The organism is Mesorhizobium sp. ESP-6-2 (genome assembly GCF_020164675.1).
Classification (GTDB): Bacteria; Pseudomonadota; Alphaproteobacteria; order Rhizobiales; family Rhizobiaceae; genus Mesorhizobium.
In genome coordinates this window covers 216,919-238,580 of sequence record NZ_JAIUGT010000003.1, presented here as the reverse complement: position 1 = coordinate 238,580, position 21,662 = coordinate 216,919, and the positions used below count along the sequence as shown (strand labels likewise).

Here is a 21,662-nt window from a genome sequence, read left to right as displayed (position 1 = left end):
ACGAAAATCATGGAGCCGCGCATCTCCATCATCACCATCGCCACCGACGATCTCGATCGTGCGGTGCGCTTCTACGAGACGATGGGCCTGAAGCGCCATGCCGGCATCACCGATAGCGTCGCCTTCTTCCAAATGGGTGGTGTTATACTCGGCCTGTTCCCGCGCGCCAGCGCCGAGGAGGATTCCGGCATCACCTTCGCCAAGGCGCCTTCCGCCGTCTATCTCGCCTACAACACCCGCTCCGATGCCGAAGTCGACGCGGTGCTTGCGATGGCTGAAAAGGCCGGCGGCCGCATCGTCAAGACGGCAGGCCGTGCCTTCTGGGGCGGCTGGTACGGCTATTTCGCCGATGCCGACGGACATGTCTGGGAAGTGGCGCACAACCCGGCCTTTCCGATCGCGGAAGACGGTACGATCTCGCTGCCCGATTGATGGCTCACCGCAGGCAGTTGACGCGGCTCAAGGCGCCCTATCTCAAGCGCATTCTGCTCGATTCCGAGCGGGTGACCGATTGGGAAAAATACCCGTGGAAGCTGCCGCTGTTTCGCGGTCACGCCTTCGAACTCGAATTCACCACACCAATTACCATCATCGTCGGTGAGAACGGTACCGGCAAATCGACATTGCTCGAGGCGATCGGCGCGCTCGCCGGTTACGACGAAGCCGGAGGCGGCAAGGGCTACCGGCCTGTCGATCATTCCGGCGCCATCGACAGGAGTGGTGCCGCGCTGGCAGATACCTTCCGTGGCCATTGGTTGCCAAAAGTCACCGCCGGCTGGTTCTTTCGCGCCGAATCCTTCTACTCGGTGGCTCGCTATCTCGACCAGGTGGCCCTGGAAGATCCGTTCAACCCACCTCCGCCCGACTTTCTGTCCTGGTCGCATGGCGAAGGGTTCATCCGCTTCTTCGAGGAACGTTGCCGCAGGCAAGGCATCTACATCCTCGACGAGCCCGAAAGTGCGCTGTCTCCATCGCGCCAGATCGAACTTCTCAAGATGCTGCGGCGCATGGATCGGTCGGGCACTGCGCAAGTGATCATGGCGACGCATTCGCCGCTGCTGATGGCCTGTCCAGGCGCGCGGCTGTTCCGCATCAGCCGGTTCGGGCTGGATTCGACTGATTTTCGTCATACGGACCACTTCCGCATGATGCGCGATTTCAGCAGTGATCCTGATGGCTTTCTCGCCGAGGCGTTGTATGAGGACGAGCCATGAATCACGATAGCTACGACAACGCCTACATCGCCGGCATCCTCAATTCGGTGAAGACCATCGCCATGGTCGGCGCGTCTGCCAACGACGTGCGGCCGAGCTATTTCGTGTTGAAATACCTGCTGGCCAAGGGGTTTGAGGTGTTCCCCATCAATCCGGGCCATGCCGGCAAGCAGATACTCGGCCGTACGGTCTATGGCAGCCTTGCCGAGATTGCGCAGCCGATCGACATGGTCGACATCTTCCGCGCCTCTGCGGCGGTCCCCGGCGTTGTCGACCAGGTGCTGAAGCTCGATCCTCTGCCGAAAGTGATCTGGATGCAGCTCGGCGTGCGCCACGACGAAGCCGCCGCGCGCGCCGAAGCCGCCGGCATCAAGGTGGTGATGAACCGCTGCCCCAAGATCGAATATGGCAAGCTGTCCGGCGAGATCGGCTGGACCGGGGTCAATTCCGGTGTGCTGTCGTCGAAGAAGCCGCTGATGCGGTCGGGGTTCCAGAGTTTCGGCGTGCGGCAAAAATAGACAAGGGGAAGGCGCAAAATTATTCCGGCAGGAGCCGCATTTTCCTGCTGCCTGGTCGAAGATGACACGCCGAAGGGTATTTTCTTCTTTGCATTCGTGGTCGAGCTTGGCCAAGAATGGCCGGCGAATTCAGAAATTTTTTCGAGGGAGGTTTCAGTGACCCGCACGCCCGGTTTCAACACGCTCGCCGTCCATGCCGGCGCCAAGCCAGATCCGGCCACCGGCGCACGCGCCACGCCGATCTACCAGACGACCTCCTTTGTCTTCGACGACGCTGATCATGCTGCCTCGCTGTTCGGGCTGAAGGCCTTCGGCAACATCTACACCCGCATCATGAACCCGACGCAGGCGGTGCTCGAAGAGCGCATAGCGGCGCTCGAGGGCGGCACGGCTGCCCTTGCGGTCGCATCCGGCCACGCGGCCCAGGTAATCGTGTTTCACAATCTGTTGCAGCCGGGCGACAATTTCGTCGCCGCCAACAAGCTCTATGGCGGTTCGATCAACCAGTTCGGTCATGCCTTCAAGAACTTTGGCTGGGAGGTGCGCTGGGCCGAAGCGAACGATCCGTCAACCTTCGAGAGCCAGATCGATGACAAGACCAAGGCGATCTTCATCGAGAGTCTGGCCAATCCCGGCGGCACCTTCGTCGATATCGAGAAGATCGGCGACATCGCGCGCAAGCATGGCCTGCCGCTGATCGTCGACAACACCCTGGCCTCGCCCTACCTGATCCGGCCGATCGAGCACGGCGCCGACATTGTCGTCCATTCGCTGACCAAGTTCATTGGCGGTCACGGCAACTCGATCGGCGGCGCCATCGTCGATGGCGGCACGTTCGACTGGTCGAAATCAGGGAAGTACCCGATGCTGTCAGAACCGCGCCCCGAATATGGCGGCCTGGTGCTGCACGAAACCTTCGGCAATTTCGCCTTCGCCATCGCCGCGCGCGTGCTTGGCCTGCGCGATCTCGGCCCGGCGATCTCGCCGTTCAACGCCTTCCTCATTCTGACAGGCCTCGAAACCTTGCCGCTGCGCATGCAACGCCATTGCGACAATGCGATCACCGTCGCGGGCTGGCTGTCCAACCATCCCAAGGTGGCCTGGGTCAACTATCCCGGCCTTCCCAGCGACAAGAACAATGCCCTGCAAAAGAAATACTCGCCGCAAGGCGCTGGCGCGGTGTTCACCTTCGGCCTCAAGGGCGGTTACGAGGCCGGCGTCAAGTTCGTCGAAGCGCTGGAGTTGTTCTCGCACTTGGCCAATGTCGGCGACACCAAGTCCTTGGTCATCCATCCGGCGTCGACCACGCACCGACAACTGTCCGACGAGCAGAAGGTCAAGGCGGGTGCGGGACCGGACACGGTGCGGCTGTCGATCGGCATCGAAGACGTTACCGACATCGTCGCCGACCTCGAACAGGCACTCGCCAAAGTTTGATCTTGTTCTCTCCCTCTTGGGAGGGTCGGCGCAAAGTGCCGGGGTAGGGCGAGCCGGCCCGAGGCCGGTTCTTTCATGGAGGCAAATCCTGTCCGCGCATTACCTGACGATATCGACGGACTCTGTCGACGCCGAAGAAGGCGCGCCGGCGCGTGATCGCCTGATCTCGGGCGATCCGAAATTCCGCACGTGGAACGTCGAGGAGCGCGAAGGCGGCCTTTATGCCGGTATCTGGGAATCGACTCCGGGCAAGTGGCGCATCGTCTACGACGAATGGGAATTCTGTCACATCCTTTCCGGCGTTTCGGTGATCGAAGAGGAGGGTGGCGAAGCGCGCACCGTCAGGGCCGGCGACAGCTTCGTGCTGCGTCCTGGCTTCAAGGGAAGCTGGGAAGTGCTTGAAACCACCCGCAAGGAGTATGTGATCAGGCTGTGATCCTTTGCCGCGCGCAGCTCACAGCCCAGCCTGCGCTCCTTCAGAAGCCGACGGTGAGCGCTTCCAGCCCGTGGAAATGATACGTGTCGCGGAAGCTTGGGCTTTCGGCAAGACGGAGCTTTGGGTGCCGCTCGAACAAGGTTTTCAGCGACACCTGCAACTCGAGCCTGGCCAGGGGCGCGCCGATGCAGAAATGGATGCCGGCGCCGAACGACACGTTCTTCTGGTCGGCACGATCCGGCCGGAAGGCCCGCGGCTCGGCAAAGGCATGAGGGTCATGGTTGGCCATGCCAAGCAGCAGACCGATCGTCTGGCCGGGCTGCACGACGATCCCGGGAGCGATTTCGATCTCCTGGTAGGCGTAACGCGTGAACATGTGCAGCGGCGCGTCGAAGCGCAGGCATTCCTCGACAGCGACCGCGGTCGCTTCAGGTGAGGTGAAGAAACGACGCGGGTCGCCGCCTTGCGCAAGGATCGTGCGCACCGCATTGCCGGTCTGGTGCACGGTCGCTTCGTGGCCGGCATTGAGCAGCAGGATCGCCGAGGACACCATTTCGTCTTCCGACAATTTTTGGCCGTCCTCCTGCGCCGAGATCAGCAGCGACAGCAGGTCGTCGCCAGGATTTTTGCGCCGTTCGGCTATGGTGCCGCGCAGGAAATCGGCGAAATCCTGAGCCGCGCGATTGGCCGTCTCCTCGGTCTCGCGGGTGCGGCCATGCACGTACATGGCGACCATTCGATGTGACCAGTCGAGCAGTTGCGGTCCCATTTCGACCGGCACACCGAGCATCTCGGCGATGATGGTGATGGGCAGGGGAGAAGCGAAGGCGGGCAGCAGGTCGACTTGCTTGCCCGGCTCGAAACGATCGATCAGCTCGTTGGCGAGCGCCTCCACGCGCGGCCGCAGTCGCTCGACCTGGCGCGAGACGAAGGCGCGGTTGACCAGTGTTCGAAGCCGCGTGTGCACCGGCGGCTCCAGTTCCAGCATGGAATTGGCTTCGATGCCGTCGAACGCCTTGAGATGTGTTCTATCCCGGCCGATGCCACGACTGTCGGGAATGCCCGCCGGGTTCTGGCGGCCGAAGCGGCGGTCGCGCAACAGCTTGTTGACATCCTCGAAGCCGCCAAAGCACCAGAACCCGAATTCTTCCCAGAAAAAGACGTTCGATGCAGCGTGCAGGAACGCGTAGGCCTCGTATGGATCCTGGAAGAAAGCCCGCTCATGCGGGTCTAGCCTCAGGCGACGGGTCGCTGGATCAAAGGCGAGGTAGAATGGCGTCGATTTGGTCATGCCAGACCAATAGCGCGGCTTGCCAGCCTGGTTCCAGACCGTATGTTGGCGCCCGCAATCCAATGCGTTGAGCCAGCCGCAACGGCTGCGGAAAGTCTGATTTGATGAATGTGATCGTTGTCGGCGCGGGCATCGCCGGTCTCTCCACCGCATGGTCGCTGGTCAAGGCCGGCCATAGCGTTTCCATCGTCGAGCAGGGGCCGATCCCCAATCCGTTGGCGGCATCCGGCGACCATCACCGCATCATTCGCCGTGCCTACCGGGCCGGGACCGGCTACGGCCGGCTGATCAGCGAGGCCTATGAAGCCTGGGACGAGATGTGGGCCGACCTCGGCGACAACCATCTCGATTCCAGGGGCTTTCTCTGCGTCTCGCGCGAGCCGGGCGACGAAGCCGAGGAATACCGGGAAGGGCTGGAGGAGGGAAACTATCCGTTCGATCTGTTGGAACCCGATGCCGCGGTCGAACGCTGGCCTTTCCTGGAGCCGGGCTCGTTCCGCTACGCCTATTTTTCGCCGGAAGGCGGCGCGCTGCATTGCCGCAAGATCGCGTCCGGCCTGGCCAAGTGGCTGCGCGCCAACGGCGCCAACGTCTACGAGAACAGCAAGGTGACGGCGGTCGACCCCGAGGCAGGCCATATCGTGCTCGCGTCCGGCGAGACGATGCAGGCCGACCGCATCGTCGTCGCCGCGGGCGCCTGGGTGCTGAAACTGTTCCCCGAACTCGGCGGCGAACTGAAGACGTACCGAACCGCGCTCGCCTATGTCGAACCGCCGGCGGACCTCAAGGCCGTCTGGGAAGTGGCGCCCGTGGTCCTCGATGTAGGTGGCAAGACCGACGGCTACATGATTCCGCTGACTCGAGGTGCCGGCATGAAATTCGGTTCGGGCCTGCACAAGGTACCGACCAGCGACGCCGATTGGAACCGCGAACCGGTGCCGGGCGAGGGCGAGGCGATCCGCAACCTGTTCTCGCCGCCGATCGCCCGCATTGAGGAGTATGAGGTGACCGAGGTCGTCACCTGCGCCTACACATTCACGGACGACGAGAAATTCCTGGCGCATGAGACAGGCAAGTGCCTGATCGTCTCGGCCTGCTCGGGCCATGGCTACAAATTCGGGGTGGCGGTTGGCCGGCGCGTGGCGGCGGCCATTGATGATGGCGATGTCGCCGGCCTGAAACGTTGGCTGCGGGCCGAAATCGCCTGAATTCAGTCCTGACAGTGCCTCGGAATATGCACGCGCCGCCAGCCGGATGAGCCTTCGCGCACCAGCACGCGTCGCGCGACGGTCTGGTAGGCGGCGGGAATGTCAATGACGCGCCTTTGCTCCGGTCGCACCAGCACCTCTTGGGCGATCCTGTCATATTGCGCCGGAATGACGACGCGCCTTGTGCGCTCCGGCTGGATCACCACCGTCTCGGCGACGCGTTCATAGCGCGCCTTGTGCCAGACTTTGCACAGCACCTTGCGGCCGTGGATGAGGCGCCATTCCCAGGAATAACCGCCATCGTCGACCTTGACTGTGTGGTAGACGGTACGGGTGATTGCGGGCACCACCTCGTAGGTCACTTGTGCCGGAACCGTCATCACCACCCGCTCGCGCGTGCCGTAGATCGGCGCCTCATAATCGACCTGCTGGCTGGGCGGACTGATCATCACGTCCTCGTACACGGTGTCATAGACATCAGGCGTTTGGACCGGCTCATAGCATTCGACGGCGCGGCCGCCGGCCGCCGTCTGCGAAATCGAGCCGAGCATGGTCAGCCCGGCCATGGCGAAGCATGCGGTTTTCCTGGACATGACATTCCCCCTGTTGAACCGCGGACACAAGTTCAATGTTGAATTGTAGGGGAAGCGGTCCGCGAGAAAAGCGGGTTCGGCGCATTCGTTAAGTGACGGGGTTAAGAAACTGCTACCTGTCAGGCCGCAGGTGCCGTCGCCAGTTGGTGGAAGCGCCCGCCGCTGCGAATCTTGCCTGGAAAGCTTGATTCGACTTACCCAGATGGCTAGGAGGGGCCGGCCTTGCACAAGGATGAGCCCGCATCCTATTTACACAATAACGATCCAGAACCGATTCTGCCCGAGTTGCCAGCATGTCCGGCGCCGGAATCCCACGCGAGACAAGAGATAACGAATGAAGAACCCCGTCGAAACCTACATGAACCTCGTTCCGATGGTGGTCGAACAGACCAATCGCGGCGAGCGGGCCTACGACATTTTCTCGCGCCTCCTCAAGGAGCGTATCATTTTCATCACCGGTCCGGTCGAGGACGGCATGGCGACGCTGGTCTGCGCGCAGCTACTGTTCCTGGAAGCCGAGAATCCGAAGAAGGAAATCAACCTCTACATCAATTCGCCCGGTGGCGTCGTCACCTCGGGCATGGCCATCTACGACACCATGCAATTCATCAAGCCGGCCGTGTCGACGCTGTGCATCGGCCAGGCGGCCTCCATGGGCTCGCTGCTCCTGACCGCCGGCCACAAGGACATGCGCTTCGCCACGCCGAACGCCCGCATCATGGTTCACCAGCCGTCCGGCGGCTTCCAGGGCCAGGCGTCCGACATCGAGCGTCATGCCCAGGACATCATCAAACTGAAGCGTCGCCTCAACGAAGTGTACGTCAAGCACACCGGCAAGAGCTACGACGAGATTGAAAAGACGCTTGACCGTGACCATTTCATGACCGCGGACGAGGCCAGGGATTTCGGCCTGATCGACAAGGTCATTTCGTCGCGCGAAGCGGCCGAAGGGGCGCTGGCATAACGGCATATTGGCAGTTGGATGGCGGCATCACGCGCTTTTGGCACGTCTTGCGGCATTTCGGCCACAATTGGCTGTTCCCTCGACGATCGGGATTGCCTACGTTAAGGCTATGTTGATTTTCGACGGCTTAGCTTTGTGTGGGGTTGCTGCGAATCATTGCCACGTTTTCTGATTTGTGTTTCGTACGGAATACGTTGCGGGAGCCGGGATACTGGCGGCGGCGGATTCCCGCGATAAATAGAGTATGCGCCCTTTCAGCCAGACCATCGGCGGGCGGCCATGAAAGGACATGAAAATGAGCAAAGTCGGCAACAACAGCGGCGATTCCAAGAACACGCTTTATTGCTCGTTTTGCGGCAAAAGCCAGCATGAGGTGCGCAAGCTGATCGCCGGCCCGACGGTCTTCATCTGCGACGAATGCGTCGAGCTGTGCATGGACATCATCCGCGAGGAGAACAAGACCTCGATGGTGAAGTCGCGCGAGGGCGTGCCGACCCCGCAGGAGATCCTCAAGGTTCTCGACGACTACGTTATCGGCCAGCCCTACGCCAAGCGCGTGCTCTCGGTGGCCGTCCACAATCACTACAAGCGCCTCGCCCACGCCGGCAAGAACAACGATGTCGAGCTGGCAAAGTCCAACATCCTGCTGATCGGCCCGACCGGTTGCGGCAAGACGTTGCTGGCGCAGACGCTCGCCCGCATCATCGACGTGCCCTTCACCATGGCCGACGCCACGACGCTGACCGAGGCCGGCTATGTCGGCGAGGACGTCGAGAACATCATCCTGAAGCTATTGCAGTCGGCCGACTATAATGTCGAACGCGCCCAGCGCGGCATCGTCTACATCGACGAGATCGACAAGATTTCGCGCAAGTCCGACAACCCGTCCATCACCCGCGACGTGTCGGGCGAGGGCGTGCAGCAGGCGCTGTTGAAGATCATGGAAGGCACTGTCGCCTCTGTACCGCCACAGGGCGGCAGGAAGCATCCGCAGCAGGAATTCCTGCAGGTCGACACCGCCAACATCCTGTTCATCTGCGGCGGCGCCTTCGCCGGGCTGGACAAGATCATCTCGGATCGTGGCCGCAAGACCTCGATAGGCTTCGGCGCCACCGTGGCATCGCCCGAGGATCGGCGCACCGGCGATGTCTTCCGCCTGGTGGAGCCAGAGGATCTCTTGAAGTTCGGCCTCATTCCCGAGTTTGTCGGCCGTCTGCCGGTCCTGGCGACGCTGGAAGACCTCGACGAGCCGGCGCTGATCCAGATTCTGACCGAGCCGAAGAACGCCCTGGTCAAGCAGTACCAGCGGCTGTTCGAGATGGAAAATGTCGACCTGACCTTCCACGAGAACGCTTTGTCGGCGATCGCCAAGCGCGCCATCGAGCGCAAGACCGGCGCGCGCGGCCTGCGCTCCATCATGGAAGCGATCCTGCTCGACACCATGTTCGAACTGCCGGCGCTCGAAGGCGTGCGCGAAGTGGTGATTTCGGAAGAAGTGGTGACCGGCAGCGCCCGGCCGCTCTACATCTATTCCGAACAGAAGGAAAAGAAGGGCAATGTCAGTGCCTGATATGGCACTTGATCCCATATTTTGTGGAACGGCGCCCTCGGGGCGCCGTTTTGCCGTAAAGGGGTATGCGATGGAGTGGATTGCCGACGATGTTAACTCTTGATCTTTGGGCCGCTTGCATCCACCTAACACGGGAAGGCCGAGGTGCCCGATTTCTGTGCTGTAAAACTCCCGTCACAAACGGTGGTAGGCGGAACGATCCCCGGTCGTTAATATAAGATTCGCGGTTGGCCGATTGGCGGCCGCGACATGAAAGGTTGGACAATGGCCAAAATAACCAAGGCTCCCAGCGACGGCGTCTTCGCAGTCCTCCCATTGCGCGACATCGTGGTGTTCCCCCACATGATCGTTCCGCTCTTTGTCGGCCGTGAAAAGTCGATCAAGGCGCTGGAAGAGGTGATGGGGCAGGAAAAGCAAATCCTGCTCGCCACCCAGATGAATGCCGCCGATGACGATCCGGAGCCCGATGCCATCTTTGATATCGGCACGCTCGCCAACGTGCTGCAATTGCTGAAGCTGCCCGACGGCACCGTCAAGGTGCTGGTCGAAGGCGCCTCGCGCGCGAAAATCACCGCGTTCACCGACCGTCCCGACTTCCATGAGGCCCGCGCCACCGCGCTGGTCGAGCCGGAAGAGGAAGAGGTTGAGGTCGAGGCGCTGGCTCGTTCGGTCGTCGCCGACTTCGAGAACTACGTCAAGCTCAACAAGAAGATCTCGCCCGAGGTGGTTGGTGCCGCCAGCCAGATCGACGACTATTCCAAGCTCGCCGACACGGTCGCTTCCCACCTCGCCATCAAGATCCCCGAAAAGCAGGAGATGCTGGCCACGCTCTCGGTCAAGGAGCGGCTGGAAAAGGCTATGGGCTTCATGGAGGCCGAAATCTCCGTCCTGCAGGTGGAGAAGCGCATCCGCTCGCGCGTCAAACGCCAGATGGAGAAGACGCAGCGCGAATACTACCTCAACGAGCAGATGAAGGCGATCCAGAAGGAGCTCGGCGAAGGCGAGGATGGCCGCGACGAGGCCGCCGAGATCGAGGCCCGCATCAAGAAGACCAAGCTCTCCAAGGAGGCCCGCGAAAAGGCGGAAGCCGAATTGAAGAAGCTGAGGACGATGTCGCCTATGTCGGCGGAATCGACCGTGGTGCGTAATTATCTCGACTGGATCCTGTCGATCCCGTGGGGCAAGAACTCCAAGGTCAAGCAGGACCTGGCGTTCGCGCAGAACGTGCTCGACACCGACCATTTCGGTCTCGACAAGGTCAAGGACCGCATCGTTGAGTATCTCGCCGTGCAAAGCCGCCAGAAGAAGCTCAAGGGGCCCATCCTGTGCCTCGTCGGCCCTCCCGGCGTCGGCAAGACCTCGCTCGGCAAGTCGATCGCCAAGGCGACCGGCCGCGAGTTCATCCGCATGGCGCTGGGCGGCGTGCGTGACGAGGCCGAGATCCGCGGTCACCGCCGCACCTATATCGGCTCGATGCCCGGCAAGGTCATCCAGTCGATGAAGAAGGCGAAGAAATCCAATCCGCTCTTCCTGCTCGACGAGATCGACAAGATGGGCCAGGATTTCCGCGGCGATCCGTCGTCGGCCTTGCTGGAGGTGCTCGACCCCGAGCAGAACTCGACGTTCATGGACCACTATCTGGAGGTCGAGTACGACCTGTCGAGTGTGATGTTCGTGACGACGGCGAACACGCTGAACATCCCTGCGCCCTTAATGGACCGCATGGAAATCATCCGTATCGCCGGCTACACCGAGGACGAGAAGATCGAGATCGCCAAGCGGCATTTGCTGCCCAAGGTGGTGCGCGATCACGCGCTGCAGCCGAAGGAGTTCTCCGTCAGTGAGGACGCGATCCGCGCCATCATCCAGACCTACACCCGTGAAGCGGGCGTCAGGAGCCTGGAGCGCGAGCTGATGAAGCTCGGGCGCAAGGCGGTGACCGAGATCCTGAAGACGAAGAAGAAGACTGTGAACATCACGGCGGACAATCTCGCCGACTATCTCGGTGTTCCGCGCTTCCGCTTCGGTCAGGTCGAGGCAGACGACCAGGTCGGCGTCATCACCGGACTTGCCTGGACGGAAGTCGGCGGCGAGCTGCTGACGGTCGAAGGTGTCATGATGCCCGGCAAGGGCCGCATGACGGTGACCGGCAATCTGCGCGACGTGATGAAGGAATCGATTTCGGCGGCGGCCTCCTATGTCCGCTCGCGCGCTCTCGATTTCGGCATCGAGCCGCCGCTGTTCGACAAGCGCGACATCCACGTCCACGTGCCGGAGGGTGCCACGCCCAAGGATGGACCGTCGGCCGGTGTGGCGATGGCGACCGCGATCGTCTCCGTGCTGACCGGCATTCCAGTCAGGGCCGATGTCGCCATGACCGGCGAGATCACGCTGCGCGGCAGGGTGCTGCCGATCGGCGGTCTGAAGGAGAAGTTGCTTGCCGCACTGCGCGGCGGCATCAAGAAGGTGCTGATCCCGGAAGACAACGCCAAGGATCTGGCGGATATTCCTGACAACGTGAAGAACGGTATGGAGATCATCCCGGTCTCGCGGGTCGGCGAGGCGTTACGCCACGCGTTGGTGCGTATGCCGGAGCCAATCGAATGGGTCGAACCGGTCAATCCTCCTGCCGCGACGGACACTGCGGATGACGCCGGAAAGTCGCTTGCGCATTAGTTCTTGCTAAAGTTGCAGCGCACAAACAGAAAGCCGGGCCTCGCGCCCGGCTTTTTCATGTGAAAAACCCCGGAATTCCGGGCTTTTTTCCGCTCTTTCCCGGCTTTTCGACTTGGTTGCGCGAGCGCTTCTTTCTAAAGTCCGTTTCCTGCCGGATGAGTCGTGAGTTCCGGTGTTCTCATGGAAGGGAATTTTTATGAACAAGAACGAACTGGTGTCCGCTGTCGCCGACGCCGCGAGCATTTCGAAGGGTGACGCGCAGTCGGCTGTCGATGCGGTATTCTCCGTCATCACCGGCGAACTGAAGAAGGGCGGCGATGTCCGGCTTGTCGGCTTTGGCAATTTCACCGTGTCGAAGCGCGCGGCCTCGACCGGCCGCAACCCTCAGACCGGCGCCGAAGTGAAGATCCCGGCGCGCACCGTGCCGAAGTTCTCGGCCGGCAAGGGTCTCAAGGACGCCGTCAATTAAGCGCCTTTTTTTAAATTTCAAAATATCAGAAAAGCCGGGGCAAGCCCCGGCTTTTCTTTTGCGCAGATAGTGGTGGATGGGTTCGCGATGGCGAGCTACCCGGTCGGCGCGTCCGCCCGCATCAGGCCGTCCTTCTTCAGGTCGGCCCAGAGTGCCGCCGGCAGTTTCGCATCGAGCAGTGACCGGTTGCTTTCGACCTCGCTTGGCCGCTGGCCACCGGGGATCACCGACACGACCGACGGATGCAGCAACGGAAACTGCAGCGCTGCCTCGATCAGGCGCACGTCATGGCGTCGGCAGACCGCCTCGATGCGCGCCACCCGGTCGAGCACGTCCCGCGGCGCTTCGGTGTAGTTGTAGAAGGCACCCGGCTTCGGCCCCGTGGCCAGGATTCCGGAATTGTAGGGGCCGCCCAAAACGATGCCGATGCCGCGCTTCTGGCAGAGCGGCAGGAAGGATGTCAGCGCCTCCTGCTCGAGCAGCGTATAGCGGCCGGCGAGCAGGAACAGATCGAAATCACCGCGCTCGGCTAATGTCTGGGCAACCTGCCATTCGTTGATGCCGCCACCGAAGGCCTTGATGACGCCCTGGTCGCGCAAGGCAAGCAGCCCGTAATAGCCGGAGCGCATAAACTCCTCTATGCGCTGGTCGGACGCTTCCTTGCTGCCATGGGTGAAGATGTCGACGTCGTGCACGAACAGTATGTCGATGCGGTCGACGCCGAGCCGTTCCAGGGACGCTTCGAAGGAGCGCATCACGCCGTCATAGCTGTAGTCGTAGACCTCCTTGCGCGACGGCGTGTCGAAGAACTTGCCGATGCCGGTGCGCTCTTGCGGCGGACAGGCGCGCATGATGCGGCCGACCTTGCTCGACAGCACATAGTCGTCGCGCTTCTTGCCGCGCAGGAAGGGGTTGAGCCGCGTCTCCGACAGGCCAAGCCCATAGAGCGGCGCGGTGTCATAGTAGCGGCAGCCGGTCGCCCATGCAGCCTCCAGCGTCGCATTGGCGTCCTCGTCGGAGACGGCGCGGTAGAGGTTGCCAAGCGGCGCAGTGCCGAAGCCGAGTTCGGTGAAGCTGATGCCGCCATTGCCGATGCGGTCGAAATGCCGTGTCTTCATGTCCTGCCGTTTGCCTCATTGATTTGTCTGACATGACACTATCACGCTCGTGGCACAGCAAAAGCGCGCAGGGGCGTTGGACACGGATTTTCGCGGTGATACCATGAATAAAAACAAGCTGTTCGGGGAGAGACGTGACCGGGAATTTTCACTCTTCTTCGACCTTGGATCGTTGGATGGCACCGTCATGAGCGATGCGGGCTCGCAGATGTTCAGGACCGCTCTGGACGAGCTCGGCACTGTGCTGGCGCGCGTTGACGACGGCCGGATCGATGCCGTCTGCGGGATGCTCGCAGGAGCACGGCAGATCGTTGTCTATGGCTGCGGCCGTGAGGCCTTGCAGGTCAAGGGCTTCGCCATGCGGCTCTATCATCTGGGCCTGCCGGTGTCGGTGGTCGGCGACATGACCACGCCGCCCTTGGGGCAGGGCGATGTCTTCCTCGTCAGTTCCGGGCCAGGAGAAACCGCGACCGTGCTGACCCTGATGCAGGTGGCGCGCCAGGCCGGCGCGACGGTTCTTCTTCTGACCGCCCAGCCGGGTGGCAGTGCAGCACGCTTGGCCGACTTCACGCTGCTCGTGCCGGCGCAGACCATGGCCGACGACCAAGGCCCGCAAAAAACATCGGTCCTGCCGATGGGATCGGTGTTCGAAGGCGCGCTGTTCCTGCTGTTCGAGGTCATGGTGCTGAAGCTCAGGGGTTTGACCGCGGCCTCGCCGGAGGCGATGCGGGCCCGCCACACCAATATGGAGTAGTGCGATGCGCTATGAGCTGATGCTGCCGCACCAGATCCGCAAGGCGATCGTCCAGAACTGGCCGGTCGCGCTGCCGCTCGGCGTGCTCGAATATCATGGTGAGCATATGGCGGTCGGCATGGACACGCTGGCGGTCGTCAAGACGCTGGAGCTGTTCGAGAAGGAGCGGGACATCGTCATCCTGCCGCCCTTCTACTACGGCGCGGCGAGCTACGCCGTGGCGCCGCCGGAGGGCACCGGCTCGGTGCAGGTTGGCGGCAATCAACTGGCCCCCTTCGCGGAGGAACTGTTCTACAGCCTGCTGCGCATCGGTTTTCGCAACATCCATGCAATAATCCACCACCAGACCGAGAATTTCGCCGCCGGCATGCCGACCGATCTCGCCTTCAAGACCGCCGGCCGCCAGGCGATCTTCCGCTTCCTCGAAAAGCAGCGTGGCGAGGGCTGGTGGGGGGCCGACGCGATGGCCGACTACTATGCCGGACACGCCGCGGGTGAAAATTTCTTCAACTGGGTGCAGGTGCATCCGCTGATGCCGGCCGCGATGAACGGCAAGTACCCATTCGACCATGCCGGCATCGGCGAGACCTCGCTGATGCTGGCGCTATGCCCTGAGGCTGTCGATGCCGGCCATTTCGCCGACAATACGAGCTGGTATACGGCCAGCGCTCCGGATGCCTCCGCTGCGCTCGGAGCAGAGGGCGTTGCCATGATCATGGATCACCTGCGCACGATCCTAAGGGGCTAGCGCGGCTCTTCCTTCTTCCTCGTGGAGAAGGTAAGGACGGCGCCGCCTATTTCACCGCTCCCGCGGTCATGCCCATGATCAGGTAACGCTCCAGCGCGATGCCAATGACGGCCAAGGGCGCGATTGCCGCTGTGGCAAGCGCTGCCATCGACCACCAGTTGATGCCTTGCGAACCGGTCTGGCTCGCCACCATGACCGGAATTGTCTTGGCGTCGGTCGAGGTCAAAAGGGCGGCGAAGAAATACTCGTTCCAGCACAGCACCATCGCCAGGATGAAAGCCGCGACCATGCCGGGCAGGGCAATCGGCATGACGATGCGAAAGAACGCGCCCCAGATCGACAACCCGTCGACGAGGGCCGCTTCCTCGAGCTCGACCGGGATGGAATTGAACTGGTCGCGCATGATCCAGATGACGATTGGCAGCACCATCAGCGTGTAAAGCAGGATCAGCCCGATGCGCGTGTCGAGCAGGCCGACTTCGCGGTAAAGCACCAGGAACGGCAGTGCGAGCACAACTGGCGGCAGGATGAGCTGCGACAGGAAGAAGAAGGAAATGTCCTCGTTCTTGAACCAGGCGAAGTGATAGCGATAGCGTGTAAGACCGTAGGCGGCGAGGCTGCCGATGACGATGGCGAGGCTCGACGCGCCGACCGAAGTGATGACCGAATTCATGAAACGCTTGAAGAATTCGTCGCGGACGGTCGACGTCTGGAAGATCGAATCCGGCGACAGGCCGAGCGATCGCCAGCCCTTCCAGTCCGGCTGGAAGTCGACGAAGGGGATCAAATGACCCTGGGTCACGTCGACCGCCGACTTGAACGAGGTCGTGATCGTCCAGTAGATCGGAAACAGGCAGATGAAGGCCCAGAACACCAGCGCGCCATAGATGAAGACGCGGCTGGTGATGAAGCTCGCCGGCGAGCGGATTTCGGAGACGGTATAGTCGGTGGTCTGAACGCTCATGATCCCGGCCGCTCTAATTCACATTGCGCACGAAGCGGTTGGCGACCTTCAGCAGCCAGGTCACGAACACCACGATGATGACGAGATAGGCCATCGCCAGCATCGTGCCGTAGCCGACATTGGAACGGTCCCGGTACTCGCGATAAATAAAGCTCGACACGGAATCGGTGGCGCCGCCGGGACCACCCGAGGTGACCGTGATGATGATGTCTGCCAGTTTCAGCTTGAAGATGATGCGCAGCACGACCGCGGTCACCGACACCGGCAGCATCAGCGGGAAAGTGACCTGCCAGAAGGTCTGCCAGGCCGTGGCGCCATCAACCCGCGCGGCCTCCAGCACCTCGCGCGACATCGCCTGCAGGCCGGCAAGCAGCATGATCATCATGAAGGGGATGAAGGTCCAGGCGTCGAGCATCATGATCGAGATACGGGCGGTGATCGGGTTGGAGAAGAAGGCGGGGTTGTCCCAGCCGAGGTTGCGGGCCAGTGTCGCCGCCGGCCCGAACCGGTACTCCATCAGCGATTTGCCGATCATCCACGAGACCGCGACCGGTGACAGCATCAGCGGCATCAGGAAGACGACGCGAAAGAATTTGCGCGCCCGGATCTGCGCATTGAGCAGCAGCGCCAGGCCGAAGGCGATGACATATTCGACCAGCACCGCCAGCACATAGAGCACCATGTTGAACAGCGCGTTGCGGTAATAGGGATCGCCGAGCATCTGCCAGAAATTGTCGAGCCCGTTGAACTTGCGGCCCGAGAATGAACTCAGGTTCCAGTCGGTCAGCGCGATGTAGAAGCCGAACAGGGTCGGGAAGATCACCATGGCGATGGTGAACAGCAGCGCTGGCAGCAGGAACAGCGCGCGCTGCCCGTCTTCGCCGCGCGTCAGCACCTGGCCGATGCCGAGCGCCACGCCCCACAGCACATAGGCGTAGACCACGGGCCGCCATGTCTCGAAGCCGATCGTGTCGACCTCGCTCTTGTAGAGGATTTGCACCAGGATCGTTGCCAGAAGGCCGAGCGTCGCGACGGCCATCAGGGACCAACCAAGGCGTTTGCGGCCGGGCGGAATCAGGTCGGTCGGTACGGAATTTGCCGGCCACGCGTTCGTGGTCGAAGTCTGGTCAGCCACGCCTCTTGCCTCTTTTGCGCAAATGACCGGCCTAAGCCGGCCGAGATACGGCCCGGCGACGACGTTCCGCCGGGCCGTGATCCATCGTAACGCCTGCCTACAGGCCGAGCGAGGCCTTGTAGAGCTTGATCTGGTTGTCGCGGCCGATCTGGTCGGTCAGCTTTTCCCAGGCCGCGGCAATGGCGTCTGCGCCCTCCTGCGCCTTCATCTTGCCGGCGAAGGTGTTTGCCAGAATGTCCTCGGCGGCTGAATAGTACTGGAAGATGCCGGGGATGCGTGGCTCGATCGCCGCGTTCGGGTGGTTGTAGCTGTCCGATTCCGACTTGAGATAGGAGGTGATGAAGGCTTCGTCATAGCCCGCCGCCACCCACTCCGGAATGTCGAAATGCGAGTTGCGGTAGGGCTGGAAGCCCGACGGGTACATCGCCGTCCAGATCGACAGGTCCTTGCCGCCGAGATGGGCGGCAGCGGACCATGCCGCCTTCTTCTTCTTCTCGTCGCTATCGACGCGGGCCATGACGTATACGCCCCAGCCGAGATAGGCGCAGTTCGGCGCATAATTCGGTCCGCTGGCGAGTTTGTCCCACTGCCCGGTCTTGGAGTTGTAGACATCGTCGGAGCCGGGCAGGATCGAGAAGCCGGTGACGTCGCCCACGACGGAGGAGTCGTTGGTCTTGACGTTCGAGCCGACATCGCCCCACCAGGTTACCATCGAGCCGGTGCCGGCCAGGAACTGCTGGAAGGCGGTGGTGTTCGGATCGGCGTTGATCTGGTCGGCAGGCTCCGAAGGCAGCGCGTCGATCACGTCCTGTATGGCGCGCACCCAGGCCGGATTGTTGATGCGCGGCTTCATCGTGTCGGCGTCGAACAGCCAAGCCTTGTCGTCGGGGTGCTTGGCGTAGGCGGTGGCGCGGCTGCCGAGGAAATAGAAGCCGAATCCGCCCCAGGGTTTCGGCGCGTCGAGATAGCCGTAGACGTCCTGACCCTTGACCTGCTTGCCCTTGAGGAACTTGGTGACCGCCTGGACCTGCTGCCAGGTCTTCGGCACGCCCCATTCACCCCCGCCGCCGCCGTCCTTCCAGGCCTTGGCGAGATCGGCATCGGAAAACACATCGGTACGGTAATTGAAATTATGCGCGTCTCCGTCGACGGTCACGCGGTACTGCTTGCCGTTCCAGGTACCGACAGGCGGCTTCAGATAGTTGACGAGGTCATCGAAATCGATCTGGGTCTTGACCCAGTCGGGCATCTCGGACGTGAGGCCCTTGCCGCAGACGTCGCCCTCGAACGGCGCGCCCATCTCGATGATGTCGAAGTCGACCGTGCCGGTGGCGATCGACTGCTGCAGGCGGGCATTGTAGTCGGCCTGCGCCAGATCGATCCAGTTGATCTTGGCGCCGGTATAGGTTTCCCAGGGCTTCAGGAAGCCGCGGAACAGCACATTGTGCAGGTTCTGGTTGTTGAGACCCATGAAGGTAAGCTCGACGCCGGCGAATTCACCTTCCTTGACATTGGCCTTGGTCGCCTCGAGGCAGAGCTCGCCGACCTTCTGGAAGTCGGCGTCGGTCGGCTGACCCTTGCCCACGCCGGGGATCTGCAGGATTTTCGAGCGCAGCTCGCTGGCGGCGGAGGCAGGGCGCGTGAGGGCGCCGAGCCCGGCGCCGGATGCGGCGGCGATCGCGGCCATCGAGGCCGCGCCCTTCAATATGTCGCGTCGGGTTGCCCCCGCGCGGACCAGCGTTTCGTAGAGACCTGTTTTCATCGATGTTCCTCCCAGAATATCTGTTGTGAATGCGGCCAAATTTCTCAGGCGCTGGCGCGCCAAACGATTCTCCCGGCTCGGAAACGAACGATGCAGGACCCCACCTGCTCGATTGAAGTTCCGTTTTTTTGGTTCGGGCGACCGGTATTCGGACCAGCGCTTGTCACTATTCTCGCAACCAAACGCCGTGTCAACGAGACCCGGTTTTTGTCGGGAAGAGACCGGCTTGCCCTGGCAGGTCGCGTTGGTTAGCTTCTGCGCATACGGCAATGGAGCCGATGGGGGAGATATGGCTCAAGTCGCGATCAGCAAAGTGGCCAAGGCGTTTGGAACCGTCAAGGTTCTGCACGAAGTCAGCGTCGATATATCTGACGGCCAATTCGTTGTGCTGGTCGGTCCTTCGGGTTGCGGCAAGTCCACGCTGCTGAGAATGGTGGCCGGGCTGGAGACCGTCTCCGGCGGCACGATCGCCATCGGCGACCGCGTGGTCAACCACTTGCCGCCGGCCAAGCGCGACATCGCGATGGTGTTCCAGAACTATGCGCTCTATCCACACAAGACAGTCGAGCAGAACATGGCCTTTGCGCTCAAACTGCGCAAAACCGATCCGGCCGTGGTTGCCGAGCGGGTCAAGCGCGCCGCCGACATCCTCGACCTCAACCCTTACCTGAAACGCTATCCCCGGCAGCTTTCCGGCGGCCAGCGCCAGCGCGTCGCCATGGGCCGCGCCATCGTGCGCAACCCGCAGGTGTTCCTGTTCGACGAGCCGCTCTCAAATCTCGACGCCAAGCTGCGAGTGCAGATGCGCACCGAGATCAAGGAATTGCACCAGCGGCTGAAGACCACCACCATCTATGTCACGCATGACCAGATCGAGGCCATGACCATGGCCGACAAGATCGTGGTGATGCGCGACGGCCGCATTGAGCAGGTCGGCGCGCCGCTGGAACTGTTCGACCGGCCTGCCAACCTGTTTGTTGCCGGCTTCATCGGCTCGCCGTCGATGAACCTGCTCAAGGGCGTCGCGCGCAAGGGCGGCGTCGACATCGCCGGCGCCCTGTTCCCGGTCGCGCCCGGCAGCGCTGTGGAGGAAGGACGCGCGGTCGTCTATGGCGTGCGCCCGGAGCATGTCGAGATCCATGCCGATGGCGTGCCTGCCAAGATTTCGGTGGTCGAGCCGACTGGTTCGGAAACCCTGGTCTTTCTGCGTTTCGGGGACGGCGAGCTGGTGGCGCTGTTCCGCGAACGCCACGACTTCAAGCCCGGCGATACGCTCAAGCTCAGGCCGAGGCTCGACCACATCCATCTGTTCGATGCCGAGACCGGCAGGCGTCTCTGATCTCAAACTCATTTCACAAGGAATATCATGCTCAAAGGGATCAATCCGCTCCTCAATGCCGACGTGCTCCGGGCACTACGGGCGATGGGACACGGCGACGACCTGATTATCGCCGACACCAACTTCCCCTCCGATTCGGTGGCGCGCCAGACGGCGCTCGGGCGGCTGCTGCGCATCGACGCGCCGGCGGCGCAAGTCGTGAAGGCGGTGCTGTCGCTCTACCCGCTGGATACGTTCGTCGACGATTCGGCCGCGCGCATGGAGATCGTCGGCAAGCCGGACGAGATCCCGCCCGTCCAGCAGGAAGTGCAAAAGGAGATCGACGCCGCCGAGGGGAAGCCATGGCCGATGCTGCCGGTCGAGCGCTACGCTTTCTACGAGCGCGCCAAGCAGGCTTACTGCGTTATCCAGACCGGCGAACGCCGTTTCTACGGCTGTTTTGCCTTCCGCAAGGGCGTGGTCCCGCCGGATGCGGAGTAGCGGCATGGTGGCCGGCAAGCCGATCGTCATCCTCGGAGTCTTCGTCGCCGACACGGCCTATCGCGCCGCGCGGCAGCCGCGCATGGGCGAGACGATCCTCGGAACATCCTTTACCCTCGGTCCCGGCGGCAAGGGTTCGAACCAGGCGGTTGCGGCCGGTAAGCTCGGCGCCGATGTAACCTTTCTTACGCGCCTCGGCGTCGATCCCTTCGCCGACATGGCCAAGCGCACCTGGAAGGACGCCGGCGTGAAGAATGCCGTGATCGACACGCCCGAGAGCTATACGGGCGCCGCCTATATCTTTGTCGAGGAGGGCACCGGTAACAACGCCATCATCGTCAGCCCCGGCGCGGCGATGTTGATCTCGCCCGACGACATCGAGGCCAATGCCGAACTGATTCGTGGCGCCAGCGTCTTCGTGACGCAACTCGAACAGCCCATCGAGGCGGCGCTGCGGGCGTTGGAGATCGCGCGCGGGGCAGGGGTGACGACCATCCTCAACCCGGCTCCGGCGGCCAGGCTCCCCGACCGCATCTATTCGTTCTGCGACTACCTCACGCCCAACGAGACGGAGACGGAGGAGTTGACCGGCATGAAGGTCGCCTCGGTCGATGACGCCCGCGCAGCCGCCGGCAAGCTGCTCGAAAAGGGCGCCGGCGCCGTCATCGTCACGTTGGGAGAGAAAGGCGCATTGCTGCACTCGAGGGATCGGTCCGAACATGTCGCCGCCGTCAGCGCCGGCCCGGTGGTCGAGACCACGGGAGCCGGCGATGCCTTCAATGGCGGCCTGGCCGCCGCGCTGTCGCGTGGGGTGGAGCCCCTGCAAGCTGTGCGCTTTGCTTGCGCCGTTGCGGGCATTTCGGTGACGAGGCCAGGCACCGCGCCGTCCATGCCGGACTTGCACGAGGTGGAGGCGCTACTGGCGAGGGGTGCTTGAAATGAAAGGCCTGGATGGTGGGCGATGACGGGCTCGAACCGCCGACATC

The 21,662-nt window shown here is 62.3% G+C and carries 21 protein-coding genes; 15 read left to right on the top strand and 6 right to left on the bottom strand.

Annotated elements, in window-relative coordinates:
* Positions 1-9 precede the first annotated feature (9 nt).
* The 5 genes from LB532_RS10685 (at position 10) to LB532_RS10665 (ending at position 3,605) form a co-directional block, all read left to right on the top strand.
* Positions 10-432 (top strand): VOC family protein, encoded by a 423-nt coding sequence (locus tag LB532_RS10685; RefSeq protein WP_140637833.1) that lies wholly within the window; start codon positions 10-12, stop codon positions 430-432.
* Entirely contained in the window at positions 432-1,214 is a 783-nt protein-coding gene (locus tag LB532_RS10680; RefSeq protein WP_140637834.1) for an AAA family ATPase, read from the top strand. Before LB532_RS10685 ends, LB532_RS10680 begins: the two co-directional genes overlap by 1 nt.
* Positions 1,211-1,732: a CoA-binding protein gene (locus tag LB532_RS10675; protein WP_140637835.1), complete on the top strand. Its 522-nt coding sequence runs from the start codon at positions 1,211-1,213 to the stop codon at positions 1,730-1,732. Before LB532_RS10680 ends, LB532_RS10675 begins: the two co-directional genes overlap by 4 nt.
* A 156-nt stretch (positions 1,733-1,888) precedes the next feature.
* Entirely contained in the window at positions 1,889-3,169 is a 1,281-nt protein-coding gene (locus LB532_RS10670) for an O-acetylhomoserine aminocarboxypropyltransferase (RefSeq protein WP_140493947.1), read from the top strand.
* A gap of 88 nt (positions 3,170-3,257) precedes the next feature.
* Positions 3,258-3,605: a cupin domain-containing protein gene (locus tag LB532_RS10665; protein WP_263492182.1), complete on the top strand. Its 348-nt coding sequence runs from the start codon at positions 3,258-3,260 to the stop codon at positions 3,603-3,605.
* A 40-nt stretch (positions 3,606-3,645) separates the two neighbouring features.
* On the opposite strand, the gene LB532_RS10660 is transcribed toward LB532_RS10665, so the two are convergent.
* The gene (locus LB532_RS10660; RefSeq protein ID WP_140637836.1) at positions 3,646-4,896 is read right to left on the bottom strand and encodes a cytochrome P450; all 1,251 of its coding nucleotides are present in this window, start codon (positions 4,894-4,896) and stop codon (positions 3,646-3,648) included.
* Positions 4,897-5,000: 104 nt separating this feature from the next.
* On the opposite strand from LB532_RS10660, the gene LB532_RS10655 reads away from it, so the two are divergent.
* On the top strand, positions 5,001-6,104 hold the full coding sequence (locus LB532_RS10655) for an NAD(P)/FAD-dependent oxidoreductase (protein WP_140637837.1): 1,104 nt from the start codon (positions 5,001-5,003) through the stop codon (positions 6,102-6,104).
* Positions 6,105-6,106: 2 nt separating this feature from the next.
* Here LB532_RS10655 and LB532_RS10650 read toward each other — a convergent pair whose 3' ends face one another.
* Positions 6,107-6,697: a hypothetical protein gene (locus tag LB532_RS10650; RefSeq protein ID WP_140637838.1), complete on the bottom strand. Its 591-nt coding sequence runs from the start codon at positions 6,695-6,697 to the stop codon at positions 6,107-6,109.
* A gap of 334 nt (positions 6,698-7,031) precedes the next feature.
* Here LB532_RS10650 and LB532_RS10645 point away from each other — a divergent pair, with 334 nt between their 5' ends.
* From LB532_RS10645 to LB532_RS10630, 4 genes are all read left to right on the top strand, one after another.
* Positions 7,032-7,661, top strand: a complete 630-nt coding sequence (locus LB532_RS10645; RefSeq protein ID WP_140549039.1) for an ATP-dependent Clp protease proteolytic subunit — start codon at positions 7,032-7,034, stop codon at positions 7,659-7,661.
* 295 nt (positions 7,662-7,956) lie between these two features.
* Positions 7,957-9,231: an ATP-dependent Clp protease ATP-binding subunit ClpX gene (gene clpX, locus LB532_RS10640; RefSeq protein WP_140493939.1), complete on the top strand. Its 1,275-nt coding sequence runs from the start codon at positions 7,957-7,959 to the stop codon at positions 9,229-9,231.
* Positions 9,232-9,495: 264 nt separating this feature from the next.
* The gene (lon, locus tag LB532_RS10635; protein WP_140637839.1) at positions 9,496-11,907 is read left to right on the top strand and encodes an endopeptidase La; all 2,412 of its coding nucleotides are present in this window, start codon (positions 9,496-9,498) and stop codon (positions 11,905-11,907) included.
* A 196-nt stretch (positions 11,908-12,103) separates the two neighbouring features.
* Positions 12,104-12,376 (top strand): HU family DNA-binding protein, encoded by a 273-nt coding sequence (locus LB532_RS10630; protein ID WP_006201846.1) that lies wholly within the window; start codon positions 12,104-12,106, stop codon positions 12,374-12,376.
* A 95-nt stretch (positions 12,377-12,471) separates the two neighbouring features.
* Here the strand turns inward: LB532_RS10630 and LB532_RS10625 are convergent, their stop codons facing one another.
* Positions 12,472-13,494, bottom strand: a complete 1,023-nt coding sequence (locus LB532_RS10625) for an aldo/keto reductase (RefSeq protein WP_140583422.1) — start codon at positions 13,492-13,494, stop codon at positions 12,472-12,474.
* Positions 13,495-13,681: 187 nt separating this feature from the next.
* On the opposite strand from LB532_RS10625, the gene LB532_RS10620 reads away from it, so the two are divergent.
* Positions 13,682-14,248 (top strand): SIS domain-containing protein, encoded by a 567-nt coding sequence (locus LB532_RS10620; protein WP_140638300.1) that lies wholly within the window; start codon positions 13,682-13,684, stop codon positions 14,246-14,248.
* Between the two features lie 4 nt (positions 14,249-14,252).
* Complete coding sequence (locus LB532_RS10615; RefSeq protein WP_140637840.1) at positions 14,253-14,996, top strand: creatininase family protein; 744 nt, start codon at positions 14,253-14,255, stop codon at positions 14,994-14,996.
* Between the two features lie 46 nt (positions 14,997-15,042).
* Here LB532_RS10615 and LB532_RS10610 read toward each other — a convergent pair whose 3' ends face one another.
* The 3 genes from LB532_RS10610 to LB532_RS10600 all read right to left on the bottom strand — a co-directional run bounded on the left by LB532_RS10610 (position 15,043) and on the right by LB532_RS10600 (position 18,857).
* Positions 15,043-15,960, bottom strand: a complete 918-nt coding sequence (locus LB532_RS10610) for a carbohydrate ABC transporter permease (protein WP_140515758.1) — start codon at positions 15,958-15,960, stop codon at positions 15,043-15,045.
* 13 nt (positions 15,961-15,973) lie between these two features.
* Complete coding sequence (locus tag LB532_RS10605; RefSeq protein ID WP_140637841.1) at positions 15,974-17,095, bottom strand: carbohydrate ABC transporter permease; 1,122 nt, start codon at positions 17,093-17,095, stop codon at positions 15,974-15,976.
* Between the two features lie 97 nt (positions 17,096-17,192).
* Positions 17,193-18,857: an ABC transporter substrate-binding protein gene (locus tag LB532_RS10600; RefSeq protein WP_140493924.1), complete on the bottom strand. Its 1,665-nt coding sequence runs from the start codon at positions 18,855-18,857 to the stop codon at positions 17,193-17,195.
* A gap of 289 nt (positions 18,858-19,146) precedes the next feature.
* Between LB532_RS10600 and LB532_RS10595 the strand changes: the two genes are divergently transcribed.
* From LB532_RS10595 to rbsK, 3 genes are read left to right on the top strand one after another with little or no spacing between them, the layout of a single operon-like run.
* On the top strand, positions 19,147-20,196 hold the full coding sequence (locus LB532_RS10595) for an ABC transporter ATP-binding protein (RefSeq protein WP_140637842.1): 1,050 nt from the start codon (positions 19,147-19,149) through the stop codon (positions 20,194-20,196).
* Between the two features lie 27 nt (positions 20,197-20,223).
* A complete protein-coding gene (locus LB532_RS10590) occupies positions 20,224-20,676 on the top strand; it encodes an RbsD/FucU family protein (protein ID WP_140637843.1) in 453 nt (150 codons plus the stop codon).
* 4 nt (positions 20,677-20,680) lie between these two features.
* Positions 20,681-21,613: a ribokinase gene (gene rbsK / locus LB532_RS10585; RefSeq protein ID WP_140637844.1), complete on the top strand. Its 933-nt coding sequence runs from the start codon at positions 20,681-20,683 to the stop codon at positions 21,611-21,613.
* The last annotated feature ends 49 nt before the right edge of the window (positions 21,614-21,662 follow it).

What these genes read in the sequence shown, in the direction of transcription:
- LB532_RS10660 (WP_140637836.1), bottom strand. Translation starts at nt 4,896, where the DNA reads ATGACCAAATCGACGCCATTCTACCTCGCCTTTGATCCAGCGACCCGT.
- LB532_RS10625 (WP_140583422.1), bottom strand. Translation starts at nt 13,494, where the DNA reads ATGAAGACACGGCATTTCGACCGCATCGGCAATGGCGGCATCAGCTTC.
- LB532_RS10590 (WP_140637843.1), top strand. Translation starts at nt 20,224, where the DNA reads ATGCTCAAAGGGATCAATCCGCTCCTCAATGCCGACGTGCTCCGGGCA.
- LB532_RS10610 (WP_140515758.1), bottom strand. Translation starts at nt 15,960, where the DNA reads ATGAGCGTTCAGACCACCGACTATACCGTCTCCGAAATCCGCTCGCCG.
- clpX (WP_140493939.1), top strand. Translation starts at nt 7,957, where the DNA reads ATGAGCAAAGTCGGCAACAACAGCGGCGATTCCAAGAACACGCTTTAT.
- LB532_RS10645 (WP_140549039.1), top strand. Translation starts at nt 7,032, where the DNA reads ATGAAGAACCCCGTCGAAACCTACATGAACCTCGTTCCGATGGTGGTC.
- LB532_RS10620 (WP_140638300.1), top strand. Translation starts at nt 13,682, where the DNA reads ATGAGCGATGCGGGCTCGCAGATGTTCAGGACCGCTCTGGACGAGCTC.
- rbsK (WP_140637844.1), top strand. Translation starts at nt 20,681, where the DNA reads ATGGTGGCCGGCAAGCCGATCGTCATCCTCGGAGTCTTCGTCGCCGAC.
- LB532_RS10600 (WP_140493924.1), bottom strand. Translation starts at nt 18,857, where the DNA reads ATGAAAACAGGTCTCTACGAAACGCTGGTCCGCGCGGGGGCAACCCGA.
- lon (WP_140637839.1), top strand. Translation starts at nt 9,496, where the DNA reads ATGGCCAAAATAACCAAGGCTCCCAGCGACGGCGTCTTCGCAGTCCTC.
- LB532_RS10685 (WP_140637833.1), top strand. Translation starts at nt 10, where the DNA reads ATGGAGCCGCGCATCTCCATCATCACCATCGCCACCGACGATCTCGAT.
- LB532_RS10595 (WP_140637842.1), top strand. Translation starts at nt 19,147, where the DNA reads ATGGCTCAAGTCGCGATCAGCAAAGTGGCCAAGGCGTTTGGAACCGTC.
- LB532_RS10675 (WP_140637835.1), top strand. Translation starts at nt 1,211, where the DNA reads ATGAATCACGATAGCTACGACAACGCCTACATCGCCGGCATCCTCAAT.
- LB532_RS10655 (WP_140637837.1), top strand. Translation starts at nt 5,001, where the DNA reads ATGAATGTGATCGTTGTCGGCGCGGGCATCGCCGGTCTCTCCACCGCA.
- LB532_RS10650 (WP_140637838.1), bottom strand. Translation starts at nt 6,697, where the DNA reads ATGTCCAGGAAAACCGCATGCTTCGCCATGGCCGGGCTGACCATGCTC.
- LB532_RS10680 (WP_140637834.1), top strand. Translation starts at nt 432, where the DNA reads ATGGCTCACCGCAGGCAGTTGACGCGGCTCAAGGCGCCCTATCTCAAG.
- LB532_RS10630 (WP_006201846.1), top strand. Translation starts at nt 12,104, where the DNA reads ATGAACAAGAACGAACTGGTGTCCGCTGTCGCCGACGCCGCGAGCATT.
- LB532_RS10615 (WP_140637840.1), top strand. Translation starts at nt 14,253, where the DNA reads ATGCGCTATGAGCTGATGCTGCCGCACCAGATCCGCAAGGCGATCGTC.